This window comes from Streptosporangium album (genome assembly GCF_014203795.1).
In the GTDB taxonomy this organism is placed as follows: Bacteria; Actinomycetota; Actinomycetes; order Streptosporangiales; family Streptosporangiaceae; genus Streptosporangium; species Streptosporangium album.
Window position 1 is genome coordinate 1075438 of sequence record NZ_JACHJU010000002.1, and the last position, 16362, is coordinate 1091799.

16 protein-coding genes and 1 pseudogene are annotated in these 16362 nt (G+C 69.1%); 6 read left to right on the plus strand and 11 right to left on the minus strand.

Annotation, left to right across the window (positions count from 1 at the left end; genetic code table 11):
- The first annotated feature begins 10 nt into the window (after positions 1-10).
- On the plus strand, positions 11-130 hold the full coding sequence (locus tag FHR32_RS46165; protein WP_221466250.1) for an RICIN domain-containing protein: 120 nt from the start codon (positions 11-13) through the stop codon (positions 128-130).
- A gap of 118 nt (positions 131-248) precedes the next feature.
- Here FHR32_RS46165 and FHR32_RS28805 read toward each other — a convergent pair whose 3' ends face one another.
- The 9 genes from FHR32_RS28805 to FHR32_RS28845 form a co-directional block, all read right to left on the minus strand.
- The gene (locus FHR32_RS28805; RefSeq protein ID WP_312882746.1) at positions 249-1835 is read right to left on the minus strand and encodes an MFS transporter; all 1587 of its coding nucleotides are present in this window, start codon (positions 1833-1835) and stop codon (positions 249-251) included.
- Between the two features lie 4 nt (positions 1836-1839).
- The gene (locus FHR32_RS28810; protein ID WP_184757633.1) at positions 1840-2520 is read right to left on the minus strand and encodes an LppX_LprAFG lipoprotein; all 681 of its coding nucleotides are present in this window, start codon (positions 2518-2520) and stop codon (positions 1840-1842) included.
- 60 nt (positions 2521-2580) lie between these two features.
- Positions 2581-3045: a MarR family winged helix-turn-helix transcriptional regulator gene (locus FHR32_RS28815; RefSeq protein ID WP_184757634.1), complete on the minus strand. Its 465-nt coding sequence runs from the start codon at positions 3043-3045 to the stop codon at positions 2581-2583.
- Between the two features lie 89 nt (positions 3046-3134).
- Positions 3135-3293: a hypothetical protein gene (locus FHR32_RS44845; protein ID WP_246467462.1), complete on the minus strand. Its 159-nt coding sequence runs from the start codon at positions 3291-3293 to the stop codon at positions 3135-3137.
- Positions 3294-3360: 67 nt separating this feature from the next.
- Positions 3361-3999 (minus strand): 4'-phosphopantetheinyl transferase family protein, encoded by a 639-nt coding sequence (locus FHR32_RS28825; RefSeq protein WP_184757635.1) that lies wholly within the window; start codon positions 3997-3999, stop codon positions 3361-3363.
- A 51-nt stretch (positions 4000-4050) separates the two neighbouring features.
- Positions 4051-4815 carry a hypothetical protein gene (locus tag FHR32_RS28830; RefSeq protein ID WP_184757636.1) on the minus strand — a complete coding sequence of 255 codons (765 nt, stop codon included), beginning with the start codon at positions 4813-4815 and terminating at the stop codon, positions 4051-4053.
- A 180-nt stretch (positions 4816-4995) separates the two neighbouring features.
- Positions 4996-6414: an aminopeptidase P family protein gene (locus tag FHR32_RS28835; RefSeq protein ID WP_184757637.1), complete on the minus strand. Its 1419-nt coding sequence runs from the start codon at positions 6412-6414 to the stop codon at positions 4996-4998.
- A 105-nt stretch (positions 6415-6519) separates the two neighbouring features.
- On the minus strand, positions 6520-6663 hold the full coding sequence (locus tag FHR32_RS28840) for a hypothetical protein (protein ID WP_184757638.1): 144 nt from the start codon (positions 6661-6663) through the stop codon (positions 6520-6522).
- Between the two features lie 247 nt (positions 6664-6910).
- The gene (locus FHR32_RS28845) at positions 6911-7639 is read right to left on the minus strand and encodes a transposase (RefSeq protein ID WP_184757639.1); all 729 of its coding nucleotides are present in this window, start codon (positions 7637-7639) and stop codon (positions 6911-6913) included.
- 169 nt (positions 7640-7808) lie between these two features.
- On the opposite strand from FHR32_RS28845, the gene FHR32_RS28850 reads away from it, so the two are divergent.
- Positions 7809-8237, plus strand: coding sequence for a CBS domain-containing protein (locus FHR32_RS28850; RefSeq protein ID WP_184757640.1), 429 nt, complete (start codon positions 7809-7811; stop codon positions 8235-8237).
- Between the two features lie 49 nt (positions 8238-8286).
- Here the strand turns inward: FHR32_RS28850 and FHR32_RS28855 are convergent, their stop codons facing one another.
- Positions 8287-11592, minus strand: coding sequence for a S8 family serine peptidase (locus FHR32_RS28855; RefSeq protein ID WP_312882747.1), 3306 nt, complete (start codon positions 11590-11592; stop codon positions 8287-8289).
- A 485-nt stretch (positions 11593-12077) separates the two neighbouring features.
- On the opposite strand from FHR32_RS28855, the gene FHR32_RS28860 reads away from it, so the two are divergent.
- From FHR32_RS28860 to FHR32_RS28870, 3 genes are all read left to right on the plus strand, one after another.
- Entirely contained in the window at positions 12078-12332 is a 255-nt protein-coding gene (locus FHR32_RS28860) for a Smr/MutS family protein (protein WP_184757641.1), read from the plus strand.
- A gap of 338 nt (positions 12333-12670) precedes the next feature.
- Positions 12671-13705, plus strand: a complete 1035-nt coding sequence (locus FHR32_RS28865) for a helix-turn-helix domain-containing protein (RefSeq protein WP_184757642.1) — start codon at positions 12671-12673, stop codon at positions 13703-13705.
- Between the two features lie 155 nt (positions 13706-13860).
- Positions 13861-14223 carry a hypothetical protein gene (locus tag FHR32_RS28870; protein WP_184757643.1) on the plus strand — a complete coding sequence of 121 codons (363 nt, stop codon included), beginning with the start codon at positions 13861-13863 and terminating at the stop codon, positions 14221-14223.
- 52 nt (positions 14224-14275) lie between these two features.
- On the opposite strand, the gene FHR32_RS28875 is transcribed toward FHR32_RS28870, so the two are convergent.
- Positions 14276-15184 (minus strand): hypothetical protein, encoded by a 909-nt coding sequence (locus FHR32_RS28875; RefSeq protein WP_184757644.1) that lies wholly within the window; start codon positions 15182-15184, stop codon positions 14276-14278.
- A 375-nt stretch (positions 15185-15559) separates the two neighbouring features.
- Here FHR32_RS28875 and FHR32_RS28880 point away from each other — a divergent pair.
- Positions 15560-16324: pseudogene (locus FHR32_RS28880) on the plus strand (transposase family protein).
- Positions 16325-16362 lie beyond the last annotated feature (38 nt).

The window sequence follows — 16362 nt, forward strand, 5'->3', positions numbered from 1 at the left end:
CGCGACCCTGGTGGCCCGGCACAGCGGCAAGTGCCTGGATGTGGCGGCCGCCGGCATGAACAACGGTGCCAACGTCCAGCAGTGGACCTGCCTGTACCACCAGCGCAACCAGGAGTGGCGACTCGCCTGACCCGGTCGCTCACACCACCGCAGGCCCGTGGTCCGCGCCGTCGGGGCGAGTGAGCCGCCGTACGCCGTACTCCGGCCGCCCACGTCGGGTGCGTCCGACGTGGGCGGCCCCCCACCCCTTACGGAGTCCCGGATCCGCCTGCCGTCCCTGGCCGGTTCGGCAGCAGCAGCGCGATCAGCGCTCCCGCCGTACACAGGGCGGCGGTGATCAGGAAGATCTCGCTGTACTCGGTGTGCAGGGCGGCCTGGACCCGGTCACCGTACTCGGCCAGCCGCCGGGTGTAGACGGCGGGATCCACGCCGAACGGCAGCGGCGTGTCCAGATCGGCGGTGAGCGACTGGAACCGGTGGAAGCCCCAGGCCGACAGTCCGGCGACGCCGAGCAGCATGCCCATCATCCGGGCCACGACCACGGCCGCGGACGCCACGCCGTGCTGGGCGGCCGGAACGGCCCGCAGCACCGCTGAGGAGACAGGAGCGATCACCACGCCCAGGCCGAGCCCCGCGATGACGAGGTCGACGTCCATGCGATGCCCGGCGGCGGCCAGATCCAGGGGCCACTGGCCGATCCGGGCATAGCCGACCGCGGCGAGCGCCAGCCCGGCCACCGCCACCGCCCGCTCGCCGTACCGGCGGGCCATGACCCCGCCCAGCAGCGCGGCCACCGAGAGGGCGACGAGGAAACGCGACAGCACCAGCGCCCCGTCCAGCGTCCCCAGCCCCAGCAGCGTCTGCGCGGACAGCTGCACGTCCACGAGCGTGACCAGCAGTGCCGCGCCCGTCAGGAAGCTCACCCCGAGGGTGGCGAAGAACGGGCCGCGCAGCACCCCCGCCATGTCGATCAGCCGGGTCGGGGACCGTCCCTCCCACCAGACGAACGCGGAGGCGGCCACCACTCCGGCCGCGATCGCGGGCAGGCCCCACGGAGGAAGGACCGACCTGCTCGGGTCGGGGTTGTAGAGTCCGGCCACGAGCAGGCCCAGCGCGAGGGCCAGCAGCAGGCCGCCGGCCAGGTCGACGCGGGCACTGGGGGCCGGAGCGCGCACCGGTGGCGGCACGGACCGCTGTACGGCGATCGCGGCCACGGCGACCAGGGGAAGGTTCAGCCAGAAGATCGACCGCCAGCCGCCGAACGTTATGCCGCCCAGATGCAACGTCGCGGGCACCCCGGCGGTGAGGGCCGCGCCGTACAGAGGACCGAGCACGCTGCCGAGCTCCTGGGCGGCGCCGACCGCGCCGAGGGCCACCGGGCGGTCGTGCTCGTCCCACAGGTCCCCGGCCATGGCCATGGTGATGGGCAGCAGCGCACCGCCCGCGACGCCCTGCAGGCCGCGCCCGGCGGCCAGCCAGGGGACCGTGTCGCCCAGCGCGGTGACGACCGAGCCGGCCGCGAAGCCCGCCAGGCAGAGGTGGATCAGCGGGCGCCTGCCGTACCGGTCGGAGAGCCGGCCGAGCAGCGGCATGGCGGCGATGTAGCCCAGCAGGAAGCCGGTGATGATCGGGGTGGCCCGCTCCAGGTGGTTCAGCGGGACGTCGGCGTCCTTGGCGATGTCGACGAGGACGGTGACCACGACGTAGGCGTCCAGGGCCGCCAGGAGCACCGCTGTGCCGCCGGCACCGAGGGCGATCCGCCGCCGGGCCTTTTGGCCACCGCCGGACATGGGGTGGAGCGGGTCGACGGTGGGCCGCGCCGCAGGCTCGGTCATGGGGTCACTCCGCCGGTGCGGTGACCTGGACCGGCACGTCGTAGTCGTGGAAGGAGACGATCACCTTGCCGCCGCTCAGCGGCAGGTCTGCCTTGAGCAGGCGGCTGGTGGCCTTGTCGATCCAGAGCCTGCTGTTCACGCTCTGCGCGAGTCCCGGCACCATGGTGGCGAGGACCTGCTGGGAGAGGGTGGCCGAGACCCGGTAGGCGTCGGCGCCGTCCACCTTCTCCTCTGCCTCCGTCCTGGGATCCAGGGCGTTGGTCATGAGCTGGACGACGCCTCTGTCCGGGTCGAGGATGGCCGAGGGGTCGTAGATCGCGGCCAGCTCGCTCCGTGACATCCTCTGGAATCCGCCGGTCACGCCTTTGAAGTGGACGACCTCTCCGACGATGACGAAGCTGATCTCCTGGAGACTGCCCCCCAGGTCGATCTGGATGGTGCCGTCGGCGTCGCCTGTCCCGCTGAGGCGGCCGGTCGCCTTCTTGACGGGCACCGGCGGCGTGCCTTCGGTCTCCATGGTGAAGGCGGCAGACTTGGCGGTCCGCATCGCCTCCGCCGATTTCTTGACCAGCTCGGTCCCCACCGGCAGTGCGGCCCGGCCATCGGAGGCGCCGCCCCCGCTGCACGCGGTGATCAGGGAGAGCGCGGTGACCACCGCGGCGAGGAGAATCCGGCGAGCAGGCATGGGCGGATCGTAGCGACCAGCCGGTCGGCTGAGGGAGAAATCGCCGGTATCGGTTTCACTTCAGCGCAGGTTTTTCAGGTGGCTCACCACGGGGGTGTACGCCTTCTCCAACTCGCGGAGCTGATCGTCGGTGAGCAGGTCGATGAAGTGCCGGCGGACGCTGGTCACGTGGTGCGGCGCGACCTTCTGGATGGTGGCCCAGCCGTGCTCGGTGAGCACGGCGAAGGTGCCGCGCCGGTCATCCGGGCAGTCCTCCCTGGCCACCAGCCCCGCCGCCTCCATCCGGGAGATCTGGTGGGACAGGCGGCTGCGCGACTGGATCGTGGCGTCCGCCAGGTCGCTCATCCGCATGCGGTGGTCGGGGATCTCCGAGAGGTTGACCAGGATCTCGTAGTCGTTGACGGAGAGTCCGAAGGGGTGGAGCTCGCGGTCGAGGCGATGTTCCAGAAGCTTGTGCGCGGCCAGGTGGGCTCGCCAGGTCCGCTGCTCGAGCGAGGTGAGCCAGCGCGGCTCCTCATCGTTCACTGGTCGCTCACCATTCCTTGTACGCCGGGCGGCCGGCCGCTGCTCTCCCCGTGATGGGTACGCTCCCGGTTCATGGACCAGAACTTACCTCAGATACCGGTGACGACCTCGACGTAGGTCAGGCGGGGAAGGCGGTCGAACCAGGCGTTCTCGCCGGGCTTGCCGATGGTGACGGCGGTCAGCGCGGAAGCGGAGAGCGTCGGCACGGTGATCGTGGCGGGGCCGGCCGATCTCGGGGTCGCGCTCAACCTCAGCAGGCTCGGTGAGCGCCTCCCCTCGATCTCGCAGGTGTTTCTCGACCCGACCCCCAGAAGATCAGCCCAGGGTCGCCGGATGGTCGGTGACGACGCAGACCGCGACGCCTGAGCCGGTCCGCCACTCCAGCAGGTGCCTGCCCGCCCACTCCAGGCGGCGGGGGCCGTCCCCGTCGATCGGGAGACCGGACAGGTCCGTCGTGCGCAGGTCGTCCAGGGTGAGCTCGCCCCGTTTGATGAGCGCCTCCTTGCGGACCCAGAAGCGGATCAGTGCCTCGTTGTCACGGGCCAGGGGTCTTTCCACGGGGGCCAGGGCGTGCGCCGCCAGGGCCTCGTCCAGCGGGCCCTCGGGGACGTGCTCGGCGTCCACGCCGACCCGTCCCGGGCCCACCGCCGCGCAGACGTAGCCGTGGCTGTGGCTCAGGCTGACGCCGAGCTCGGGGACCTCCGCGAGGTACGGCCTGCCGTGCCCAGGCCCGCAACGGTCGCAGTGCTGGAGCAGTGTCAGCCGGTCCTCGGGAACGCCGACGACCTTGGCCGCGCACCGCCGTACCAGAAGGTGGGCCGCCACGAAGTCACGCCGGTCGCCCTCCCGGAGGAACTTCGCCGCGCGGTCACGCTCGACCTCGGTCAGGAGATCCATGCCGGTGGGGGAGTAGATCTCGTCGGTGGCGCCGGCCATCGCCAGACAATCGCGCATTGATCCAGATTAGGCGGTCCGGCGGCACCTGGCAGCCCCGCGAACCGTGGACTACTCGTCCTGCCTGGCGGCGCCCGGGGAGGGGGCGGGAGCCGGTTCCACCGTCCTGCCCTGGGGGTCGGTGACCAGCTCGTCGGCCGCGCCCATCACGGTCGCGTCGCTGATCTTCCACTGGCCGCCGGTCTTGACCAGGGCGATCTGCATGGAGGTGCCGAGCATGCGCCGGATGCCCGCGGTGCTCGTGACCTGGGAGTCCACGACCGTGATCGCCTTCGCCCTGTCCCGGGCGAGCTCGGCGACGTAGACGCCCCGGACCGAGGCGGACGAGCTCGCCTTCATCGAAGTGATCACGTCCTTCAGCGGGCCGAACGCCTCGTCGTAGGTCTTTTCGAAGGTGTCGTCCGAGATGGCCAGGACCTGGTCCCGATAGGCGCTGAGGTTGGAGTAGTCGTAGGTCTGCAGGGCCACTGCGAACTCGCGAGCCCGCGCGAAGACCGCGTCACGCTCGGACTTCTCCTCCGTCAGGCGGCCGGCCGCCATCCACTGGAGCGCGGCGATCGTCGCGGCCGACGCGAGCGCCACGGCCATGGCCGCGCCCGTCCACTTGCCCCGCGACGCCAGGCGCGTCGCGTGGGCACTGCTCCGATCGCTCTCCGCGGCCGCCCTCTCCGCGGCCGCCCTGTCCAGGGCCGCCCTGACCGCCGACGCGGCAGCGGAATTCGGCTCGGTGGGCTCCCCCCCGTCCTCGCCGATACCGCCGTGGGCCGAGCCCGCTCCCCGGGGGAGTTCCTCGGGCTCCTGAGGGACTGGGCTCACCTGCTACTCCTGTTCGCGGCGGCGCGGTCCCCGGCCCGTGACCGGGGACCCGCTGTTCACCTCCGGGGCCGGCACCGGCCGGACCGGGTGGGCCGCCCCCTTGGGAGTGTTCCCCGCCGCGTCTGTATCAGCACGTCATCACGGTGTACGAACTTCGCGGGGTGGGCCGCGGAGTGCCGGTCAGATGGAGAGCGCGCTCATCCAGCCCTCGATCTCGTCGGGGTGACGGGGCAGCCCGGCCGACATCAGGCGAGCGCCGTCGGCGGTGATCACGAGGTCGTCCTCGATGCGCACACCGATGCCGCGCAGCTCCGGCGGGAGCGTCAGGTCGTCCGGCTGGAGGTAGAGGCCGGGCTCGACGGTGAGCACCTGGCCCTCCTCCAGCACACCGTCCAGGTAGACCTCCGAGCGAGCCCTGGCACAGTCGTGGACGTCCATGCCGAGCATGTGGCCGCTGCTGCACAGGGTGTAGCGGCGGTACAGCCCGTTGTCGGCCTCCATCGCCTCGTCGGGGCTGATCTTCAGCACGCCCCAGTCACGCAGGCCCTCGGCGATGACCCGCATGGCCGTCTGGTGGAAGTCGCGGAACCTCGCGCCGGGCTTCAGAACGGCGATGGCCGCGCTCTGGGCCTCGTAGACCAGCTCGTACACCTGGCGCTGAATCGGGTTGAACCGGCCCGACAGCGGCAGGGTCCTGGTGATGTCGGCGGTGTAGAGGTCGTCGGTCTCCACGCCCGCGTCGAGCAGCAGCAGGTCGTTCTCGTTCAGACGGCCGTCGTTGCGGATCCAGTGCAGCACGCACGCGTGGGCGCCGGAGGCCACGATGCTGTCGTAGCCGACCGCGTTGCCCTCCAGGCGGGCCCGGAGGCCGAAGACCCCTTCCAGGTAGCGCTCGCCGCGCCGGTGGGCCAGCGCCGCGGGCAGTGCCCGCACCACGTCCTCGAACCCGCGCGCGGTCGCGTCCACCGAGAACTGCAGCTCGGCGACCTCCCATTCATCCTTGATCATCCGCATCTCGGAGAGAAACGTCTCCAGCTCGCCGTCCCCGTCGTGCGGCGCGACCCGGGAGTCCACCGAGGCGTCCACCCCGCGCAGCACCCGTGCGGGCCCGCCGAGCACGTCGTCGATCCTGTCGACGGCCGCGCAGTCGATCAGATAGAGCGACTCCGCCTCGGCCAGGTCGGGGCGGCGACCCACCCAGAACTCGCCGTGGCGGCGGTCCCGGTAGAACTCCTGCCCGGCCGTTCCGGGCGCCGAGCGCGGTGAGCGCGGCCGCAGGAACAGGGTGGCGGACCCGGACGGTTCGATGACCAGGACGTTGTCCGGCTCCTGGTCGCCGGTGAGGTAGGTGAACGCGCTGTGCGGCCGGAAGCGGTAGTCGCTGTCGTTGCTGCGTGCCTTGAGCGTGCCTGAGGGGATGATCAGTCGTTCGCCGGGGAAGCGCGCGGCGAGCGCGGCGCGGCGCTTGGCGGTGTAGGAGGCCAGCGGCGGCGCGGTCAGGCCGTCGCGGTGGGTGTCGGCCCAGCCGGTCTCCATGAACGCGGCGAGGGCCTCGGAGACCGGCAGGTCGTGGCTGCCGGTGTTGAGCTTGTCGGTCATCGTTTCCCCGAGAGCGAAGATGTGTGGTATTTCACACATTACCGGTGGCCGACACGGCTCGCACCCCCACTCTAGGCGGGTGCGGGCCGTACCTCGGACCAATGATCAGCCGATCGGCACCGGGTAGTCCTTGGCCAGGTCGGAGACCGCCGCCTCCTTGAAGATCACGGCCCCGCCGAGCGCGTCCATGTCCGGCTTGACGATGAAGGAGGCGCGTGAGGCGGGCTTGTCGAACATGGTGAAGTCCATGACCGTGCCGTACTCGCCGCCCCAGGAGGACTGGGTGCGGTACGGCTACTGCCCGTCACCTGAGGTGCCTTCTTTGCGGCCGCCGGCGCTTAGGGGGAGCATCGATGGGGCAATGGTTAGGGATACCGTTCGGAGAATCTCAGTGATCCTCTTTCCTGATTCATCGGCATCCGCCCCGGCAAGCCGAGGTCTTACGTCGCCTCCACAGGCGTTTGGCGTCTTCGGGGAACTGCCCGGCGACGTGGAACTAAGCGGATGGCCGGTCGAGTTTCACAGCCGCGAGCAGATTGATCGCGGCGTTGACGTCCCGGTCGTGGACGACGCCACAAGAACACGTCCACACACGGTCATTCAAGGTCAGGCCCCGGTTGTTGGAGCCGCGCTGTTTGCGCGCTACCGCCTTGTTCGCCTTCCGCAGCCTGCGCAAGGCGGCCTTGAGCGGTTTCGGCGCGTGAATCTCGGTGACGGTGCCGTCGTCGTCTGCGACCGTCGCGAACGTCTTCACCCCGACGTCGATCCCGCACGCGGCAGCATCGGCCGCAACGGCCCGGCGTTCGTTGACGTCGTAGCGAAACCGCGACCTGTGCTTACGCTTGCGCCAGTCGGGGAATCCCAGCTTCTTACCCTTGCGCGCACCGTTGCGGGAGTCGAAGAAGTTCTTGAACCCAGCCGCGCGCAGGCGGCACGCCTCCTTCGGCACCCGCGAGGACAGGCCCTCAGCGGCGAACCACGCAAAGCGCTTGGGGTGCTCGGTGCGCCAGGCGCGTTCCAGCGCGGGCGCCGACCACGGGACCGGTGTGAGGCCGGTGCCGGTGACACCGTAGGTCTTTTCTGCCTCCCGCTGATCGAGAGCAGCCCTGACCTTCTCCAGGCAGAAGTTCTCCACCACCCGCGAAAGTCCGGCGTGCCGGCTGAGGCGTTTTCGCTGCTCGGGCGTGGGGGCCAATTCCACCCGGAAGCCTTGACGGTCGCTCATGGGACTTCACCGGCTGCCCGGAGCGCGGTCTTGGCCCGGCGTGCGGCGAAGCGGCGACCGCGCCCACTCGGAAAGCTTCACACACGGATCATCCGGAGAAAGACTGATGACAACTGATGATTTCGCTGCCAGCTAACAACCCCAGCCAGGCCGAACCGAGGTGGTGTCCATGCTGATCGGTAGAATTCTGCAAGGCAAGGGAACGGATGTGGCGACCGTTCACCCCGACGCGACGGTGACCGACCTCCTGGTGATCCTGGCCGAGCGCAACATCGGCGCCGTGGTGGTCTCCGAGGACGGCTCGTCGATCGCGGGCATCGTCTCCGAGCGCGACGTGGTGCGGCGGCTGCACGACCGGGGCGGCGGCGTGCTGACCGCCCCGGTGTCGTCCATCATGACGACCGAGGTCCGCACCTGCCCGCCCACCGCCAACGTCGACGACCTGCGCCAGACCATGACCACCCATCGCATCCGGCACGTTCCCGTCGTGGACGGCGAGCGGCTGGCCGGGATCGTGAGCATCGGCGACGTGGTCAAGAGCTCCATCGAGTCGCTGGAGAACGAGAAGGCCTACCTGGTCGACTACCTGCAGCGCTGAGCCCCGGGAAGGGGCCCGGCACTCCGGTGCCGGGCCCCTCGCGGGTCCGCTAACGGACGGTTATCTTGTCGACCTCGATCGTGATGCCCTTCACCTGCGGTGTCGACGTGCCCGTCGTCACCGTCCCGTCTCCCGAGCTGACTCCCTTGATCTTCATCGTGTAGGTCAGGGTGCCGCCGGGGGCTCCGGGGGTGCTGGTCACCCGCAGGTCCTCGGCCGGCGGACCGGTGATCTGACCGCCGGCCGTACCCTCGTCGTTCTCGGCGCCGACGGTCAGCCCGTAGCCCGCCGGCGGTCCGCCGGGCAGGTTGCCCGGGTCGTAGGTGTAGGTGATGTCCTCGGTCCCGTTCAGCCCGATCCACTGCTGGAACACCTTGGCGTCCGTCGTGCCGTAGACGTTGAGGCGCCATTCGACGACGAGCCAGTCACTCACGCCGTCGGTCAGCGTTCCGACGTAGACGCCCGGCGTGCCGGTGCCGTCCAGGTCGGTCCAGTAGGGGGCGAGCACGTTGTTCGGGGTGACCGGATCCGGCAGCGACTGAGGCGTGGCGGCGATGTCCGCCGAGCCCGAGGTGCCTCCCGCGATCGTGTAGCCGTTGGAGACGATGCCGAGCCGGGTGTAGGTCTTCCCGGCGTAGGTGAACGCCGGGACGGTGAAGTTCAGCGCCTGCTCGTCGCCGATCGGCGTCGGCGCGATACCGAAGGCGTCGAGCGGCAGGTACGGTGCCGGACCGGTGCCCGGCGCGATGCCCGGCCTGTCCGGCTGCCTGGCCGTGAGGGTGGTCTTCGCCGTCGCGATCTGGGATCCGACCTTGGTGGCGCCGGTCACCGAGTTCAGCCGCAGCTTGCCGTTCAGCGTGCTGACCGCCGTCACCTCGGCGTCCTTGAGGGTGCTGTTCTGCACGCTCACCGTGCAGGTGGACTCGCCGGTGTCGCGGGCGATGGTGTCCGGCACGCAGGTCTGGTCGACCGGGACGGCGCCTTCCTTGCGGACGAACGCGACCGGCAGGTGCAGGTTGCGGCTGCCGCCCACCTGCTTGAGGTTCACCTGGCCGAAGTACTGCCCCTCGGGCAGGTCCGGAGCGGTGACCACCACGGTGATCTTGGCGCTCTTGCCCGGCTTGACGGTGAACAGGGGCGGCAGCACCGTGATGTTCGCCCCGTTCACGGTCGTGCCCGTGGCGGTGTAGGTGAGCGTCTTGTCGCTGACGTTGGTGAACGTCCGCTTGGCGGTGATGAGACCCGGCATGGTCGGGGCGTTCACCGACGGCAGGTTGAGGTCGATGCGGTTCAGCTCGTCGCCGGCGGAGGCGGCGAAGTTCTCCGCCGTCTCGTTCAGGGTCAGACCGGGGTCGCCGGCCTTGGTCAGGTCGATGCGTCCGCCGCCGAAGTCAAACGGGTCGGCGGGGGTGACGCGGTCCTGCTTGGTGACCGAGGTCGTGGCCGTCGTCTCCAGCGCGGACTTGACCTGTCCCGGTGTCCAGTCGGGGTGCAGCGCGAACACCAGCGCCGAGGCGCCTGCGACGTGCGGCGACGACATCGAGGTGCCCGCGATGACCTGGTACAGGTTGCCCTGCGGGCCGCCCTCGGGACCCTCCAGCGTCGGCGTCTGCCCGGCCAGGATGTGCAGGCCGGGTGCGGTGACGTCCGGCTTGAGGAAGTCGCCGCCCGGTCCGCGGGAGGAGAACGTGGTCATCGTGTCGCCCTGCCAGGTCGCCTTGGCGCCCTGGGTGAACGAGCCGGTCGCCCCGGCGTTGGCCGACAGGAAGGCGAGCAGGGCGTCGCCCTCGGGCTTGTCGAGGTGGACCGTCGGGATCCAGTGGTTGTCGGTCATCACGTCGAGCGGCGTGGCGTTGTAGAGGATCATGCCGGCCGCGCCGCCCTGGCGGACGTTGTAGCTCTTCATGATCCGGCCGGCGCCACGCTGGCAGACGACGATCTTTCCGGTGAACAGGCCCGGCGGAGCGGGAGCCGTACACAGCGCGTTGGAGTACGGCGGTGCGGAGGCGAGCACCACCGGCAGCGGTGAGGCCAGGCCCGCCGTGATGGAGGCGCCCTTGAGCGTGGCCGTCGCGCCGCCCGAGCCGGCCAGCGTGAGCGTGGACTGGAAGGTCCTGCTCTGCGTGGAGGCCGCCACCGTGGTCACCCACGGGCCGAGGTGGTCGGTGGTCGCCGCCCCGGGGCCGGAGTTGCCCGCCGAGGCCGAGACGAGCACGCCCGCCGCGTAGGCGTCGAGGAAGGCCAGCTCCACCGGGTCGCTGTAGGGGGAGCTGCCGCCGGAGATGGAGAAGTTGATCACGCGGACGCCGTCGAGGATGGCCCGGCCCACCGCCTGCGCCGAGTCGGAGGGGAAGCAGCCCTCCACGCCGCAGACCTTGTAGACCGACACGTGCGCCGCCGGGGCGATGCCGTGGATGGGCCCGCGGCTGATGCCGAGCGGGTTGGCGTCCGCCACCGGGCCGCCTGCCGAGGTGGTCGCGGTGTGGGTGCCGTGACCGTTGGAGTCACGGGCGCTGTCGGGGTAGACCTCGCCGCCGAACACCTCGTTGTAGGTGTCGAGGAACGGCGCTCCGCCGATCAGCTTCCGGTTGCAGGTGAACGGATCGGCCGCCGGCGTCAGCGGGTTGTCTCCGAAGTTGCAGACGCGCGGGGCGCCGTCCTTGGTCGCCGGTACGGCGGGCAGCGTGCCCGGGTCGGCGAACTGGGGGTGCTCCGGCCAGGCACCGGAGTCGAGGATGCCGACGACGACGCCCTTGCCGGACGAGGAACTGCCGCCCAGCTTGCTGTAGATCGCGGGAGCCCCGATGAAGGAGGCGCTCGAGTCGGTCAGCAGGTGCTCGGGCCTGTCCTCCTGGACGGCGGCCACCCCGGGCAGCTTCAGCAGTTCGGCCGCCTTGTTGGCGGGGACCCGCAGTGCGATCCCGCCGTAGACGGTGCGCAGCTTCTGCCCGGCCTTGGCGGCCGGCACGGCCTTGGTCAGGCCGGAGAGGAAGGCGTTCTCGACTTCCTCGATGTGCTTGCCGTACTTCTTGGCCTCGGCGCTTTTGATATCAAGAGCTTTGCCGGTCTTGGTGGGACTTGTCGCGGGAAGTCCTTCGAGTCCGCCCTGATAGGCGGCGTACGAGTCGTAGTCGAGTTTGACCATCACGTTGACCGTGGCACCCGAGGTGGACTTCAGGAGGGCTTGGTCGCTCTGGGCGAGTTTGCCCGTCGTGGATTTGGCCCCCTGGACCGGTTCGCCTCCGGTCAGCGGGGTCGCCGTCCACTTCCTGGCGCTCGGGGTGGGGGTCGGATCCGCGCTCGCCGGCGGCGTCATCGCCGCGACGAGTCCGACGCCGGCGGCGAGCACCGCCACACGCCTGGTCCGTGATAACTGGGACTTCCTGGGCAACGAGACCTCCCTGTGGGGACGCATGACCACGTCACGCCGCCAGGAGGTGTCGGGTCACCCGGGCATGCCCGGACAAGGGCATGACTGAGGAGGACTCGACCCTCCCCGGTGGGTGACGAGAGCGGCCGGCCGTAAAGGCGGCCGATCATGACAGGGAGCCTAACTAGAGGCCATTTATTTGCCTAGATCCGGAATTTGCCACAATCGTCGCCAGAGTTGGTCAAGTTTGCTTATACGATCTGCCCGGCGGTCCGGTGGGTCATGTCGTGGCTGGTCGGCGGCCTGCGGACCCCACCCTCATTGATGACGGGACCGTCCCGGATTTCTCTCCGGACCACACCCGCGAGTGGCCATATTTCGCCATATACATGATTTGATGCTTCTTGTCTGGTTCGTTCCAACGAGGGTGGGTCCACCCGGCGGCTCCGGAGGATGAGAGGCTTGGTCGCGTGAAGCTGAAGCTGGATCTGCACCCGATCTTCAACCGCGGCGGCGAGATCGACAAGGCGCTGCGCGGCATCATCGACGAGGCCATCAGGAAGAAGGCCACCGAGGTCGAGATCATCCCGGGGAAGGGGTCCGGCCAGCTCAAGAAGAAGGTCCTGCGCTTCCTGGAGCAGAAGGAGATCAAGGCCCTCTACCACCGCATCGACAAGGACTCCAAGAACCACGGCCGCCTGTTCGTCTACTTCCGCCACAAGTAGGACCGCAGGGCGCCGAGCAGCGCAGATGACACGCCTGGTGCGGCGATCGGGAAAGGACACCGGGCCGCCGCTCGCGGTGGGAGGGCGCATCCCACCCTCATCCCAGCGGGTCAGCAGAGCAGGCAGCTCATGATGGATCAAGACGTCCCAGCATCCCATCGGGGTGGTTTTCCTTGCTGGGAGTCGGAGGCCGATGCAAGCATTTCCCCTGCTCCCGGCGTGGTGCCGGCGACGAGGGCGGAAAACGTACAGCGGGTCGTGAGAGCCGCGACGGTGAGCCCTTCAACCGCTCACCTTTTCCGCTGAACGTCACGCAGGAAGACAAGGGGACTTCTCACGTGATACGGCTTGACGAATTACCCGTCGGCGAGCGCTTCGACTTCTGGTGGGAGGCGGTCGCGCAAGCGGTGGTCTCGGTGGACGCCTCCAGTCCCGAAGCCGGCAGTTTCTGGGCTGAGATGCACGTGGTCGACCTCGGCATCGCACAGTTGTCACGGGTGCGGTGCACGTCGTTCGAGGCACAGCGCACCCGGCGCCGGATCCGCCAGTCCGACCCCGGCCTGTACCAGCTGTCGCTGACTCTTCAGGGCAGGTCGGGAATGCAGCAGCAAGGCCGTGAGGCCGACCTCGGGCCGGCGGATCTGCTGCTGTACGACACCTCCCGGCCCTTCCGCGCCTGGACGATGGCCGGCGGCGCTCCCGGGGCACGCGCCCCGCACGGGCACCCGGGGGGACACGGGCACTCCGGGGGCCTGGCCGACGGGCTGATCCTGCAGTTCCCCCGTGAGGTCCTCCCGGTTCCCAGCGCCGAGGTCGAACGGCTCCTGGCGGTACGGCTACCGGGACAGGAGGGCGTCGGCGCGCTGCTGTCCGGACTCCTTCTTCAACTGGTCCGGCAACGTGATCCGTTGACCCCACAGGAGGCCGTCCGCGTCTCCACGGTCATCCTCGACCTGCTCGCAACCCTGCTCACCCGAGACCTCGGCACGCGCCCGACGGCGTCGCCGAACGATCCGCGCCGCCTCCTGCTCATGCGCGTGCAGGAGTTCATCGAGCGGAACCTGGGAGACGTGGACCTGTCCCCTTCGCTGATCGCCTCCTGCCACCACGTCTCCACCCGGCACCTGCAGAGGCTTTTCGAGGAGCAGGGCCTCAGCGTGGCGTGCTGGATCCGGCAGCGCCGGCTCGAACGTTGCCGGCGCGACCTGGCCGATCCCGCCCAGTACGACCTGCCGGTCCACACCGTCGCCGCCCGGTGGGGTTTCAGCAGTGAATCGCACTTCAACCGGGTCTTCCGCACCGCCTACGGCATGCCTCCGGCGACCTACCGGCGCAGCCTGAGGGAGTCGGCGGACGCGGACACCGCCTGCTGACCGGGTTCGGCTCCGCAGGCGTGTTCCCCTGTCGCGGCCGGGCAAGACATCGGGCGTGAATCCTCAATGACATGGAATTTCGCAAATGTCAGCATCGTGTGAGCACTCGCAGTCGCCAATGGTGACGCACCAGGAAAACACGGAGGATCAGCCGCGTGAAACACATGAGGAAACTGGCCGTCGCGGTCGCCGCCACGAGCGTGGCCGCCGGACTCGTTCTCGCTCCCACGGCGGCCTCGGCGTCCCAGAGCAGCGCTCTGGGCTGCCAGGGGGCAAGTGCCACCCTTCACTACTATTACTACACGTCGAGCGGCAGCATCGGTGACTGGACCAAGAACTGCAGCGGGTCCTATTCCCTGAATTCCGCGGGGTTCCGCCTGTATTCGGGAGGCTGGTCCGGTTACATCAGCTTCAACGACAGCACGACGAAGAGGTTCTGCGACTGGCAGGACATCCCTCTGAACAAGAAGCGGGTCACCGGTATCTATCTCAGCGCCACGAGAGCGTCGTGGTGCTAGCGGGCGGGGCTCGCACCGAACACGCGCGCCGAGACTGACGGGGACGTCCTCGTCAGGTCCCCTCCGGCTGCCACGTCAGCCGGGCGATGCCGGGCTTGGCGGGAAGGGTGCTCTTGCCCACGGGGCTGCCGAATTCGTAAACGACCCGGTGCATCATCCAGGTGCCCTTGCCGGTCTCCAGCATCTCCGAGTAAACGGGCAGCCGGGTCTCGGGGTCGATGTAGCGGACGATGTCCACAGCGGACCCGCCGTTGGCCAGCAAGCTGTACGGGTGGGTGAACGAGTCGAGTTCGGTGTACTTGAACGCGTCCTGGTACAGGCCCGCGCCAACCGCTGACCCGGTGCCGAACCGCAGCGGCGTCACACTGATCTCGAGACGCACGTACGGCTTGCCATTCCGCTTGACGACGCTCATCCCACGGCCTCTGATCAACCCCTTATAGTCGCCGAGTTGCCCGACGAAGATGTCGGCCTGCTTCTCGGTCAGCCCGCCGACGCCGAGACCGTCGTTGAGCCACGCCTGGGAGGGGAGGCTCGGGCACCGGGTGGAGGACCTCATTTCCCAGCTGCCCTCGCCGGTCCAGAACCATTCCTCCGACCTGCCGCGGCACCAGGTCGCCCACGCCGTCCAGGTCTTTCCACCCGCCACGGTCACCTGTGACTTCTCCAGGCGCACGTCCTTGGTCCGGTAGTCGAACCCCGAGACCACGACGTTACGACTGCCGCCGGGATAGAACTTCTCCTGCCGGTAGTACTCCTGCACCAGGTTGACCGATGGTTGCAGCGCCTGCTGCCGCAGCGACTCCAGGTAGAGCTCGCGCGCGTCGGCGGGCTTCTTGGCGTCCTCACCGTCTTTGGCGTCCTTCGGGGAGGGCGTGGCCACGGCGGTGCTCTCGGCCGCCTGCGGGCGCTCGCCCCAACCGGTCACCGCGCAACCGCACACGGCCGCCAGCAGGGCCATCGCCAGTCCTCCTCGGAAAAACCGCACCGCACACCTCTCAGGTTTCGCCTCTTTTCGGTCAGAGACTCTACGCCCAAGCGCCCGACCCGGCACGGCGCCCCTTCTTCTGCACACATCACCTTCACCGCGCCGCGAGTCCCATGCTCGGCTCGGCGCATCCGATGCGCCTTGGATGATCGGAGTGGCGACGGGTGGTCAACGGTCCGGCCGCTGTAGCCGCTGGGTCCGGCGGCGCAGCTCTCGTTCACGGAGCCCATTCCAACCTGATAGCGCAGGTCGCGGGCTCGTCGCGGACCGCCGAACTTGGTACCGGAATAGAGAAGCCTCTGGTGGAGGAGTTGTCGACCAAGATCAACCATCACACCAGAGGCTCGTGTGCTGTTCCATCGTGCTGCGCCGCCGTTGCCACCCCGGACCCTGACCTACCTCGCCGGCGTGATCCGCCGTCACCGAGTCGCGATCAACTCGAGCCGGCGCATACTCAACCCCGGCCGGCAAGCCCTGCTTGTACTGGTCTACCTGCGCAAAGGTGAGACGTTCGCCGAGATCGCCGCAGGGTTCGGCATCGGTACGGCTACCGCCTGGCGCTACGTCCGCGAGACCGTCGCCCTGCTCGCCAAACGCTCACCCACACTCGATCAGGCTCTGCGGACGGCCAAACGCGCCGGATACGCCTTCATCGTGCTGGACGGCACGCTCATCCCCATCGCCCGGGTGGCCGCCGACCGGCCCCACTCCTCCGGTAAACACAAGATGCACGGCATGAACATCCAGGTCCTCGCCGCCCCGGACGGCACTCCGCTCTGGACTTCCGGCTCCCTGCCCGGTCCGGTCCACGATCTTAAGGCGGCCCGGATCTAGGGCCTCATCCGCCGGCTACACGCCAGCGGACTCATCGCCCTGGCCGATAAGGCTTACGTCGGTGCAGGTCCACGCGTGCTGGTGCCGTACAAGGGCCGAGGCAAGCCCCAATCACAGAAGACGGCCAACTCCGCCCAAGCCAAGCTCCGCGGTCCCGGCGAGCGAGCGAATGCCGTGCTGAAAACCTGGCGCATCCTGCGGAAACTCCGCTGCTGCCCTCTTCGCGCAGGTCAGCTGGTCAAAGCCATCCTCACCCTTCAAATGCGCGAAGCAGGATGAAACGCTCAGTGCTGTCTGGTCAGGGCACTGGTTCGTCG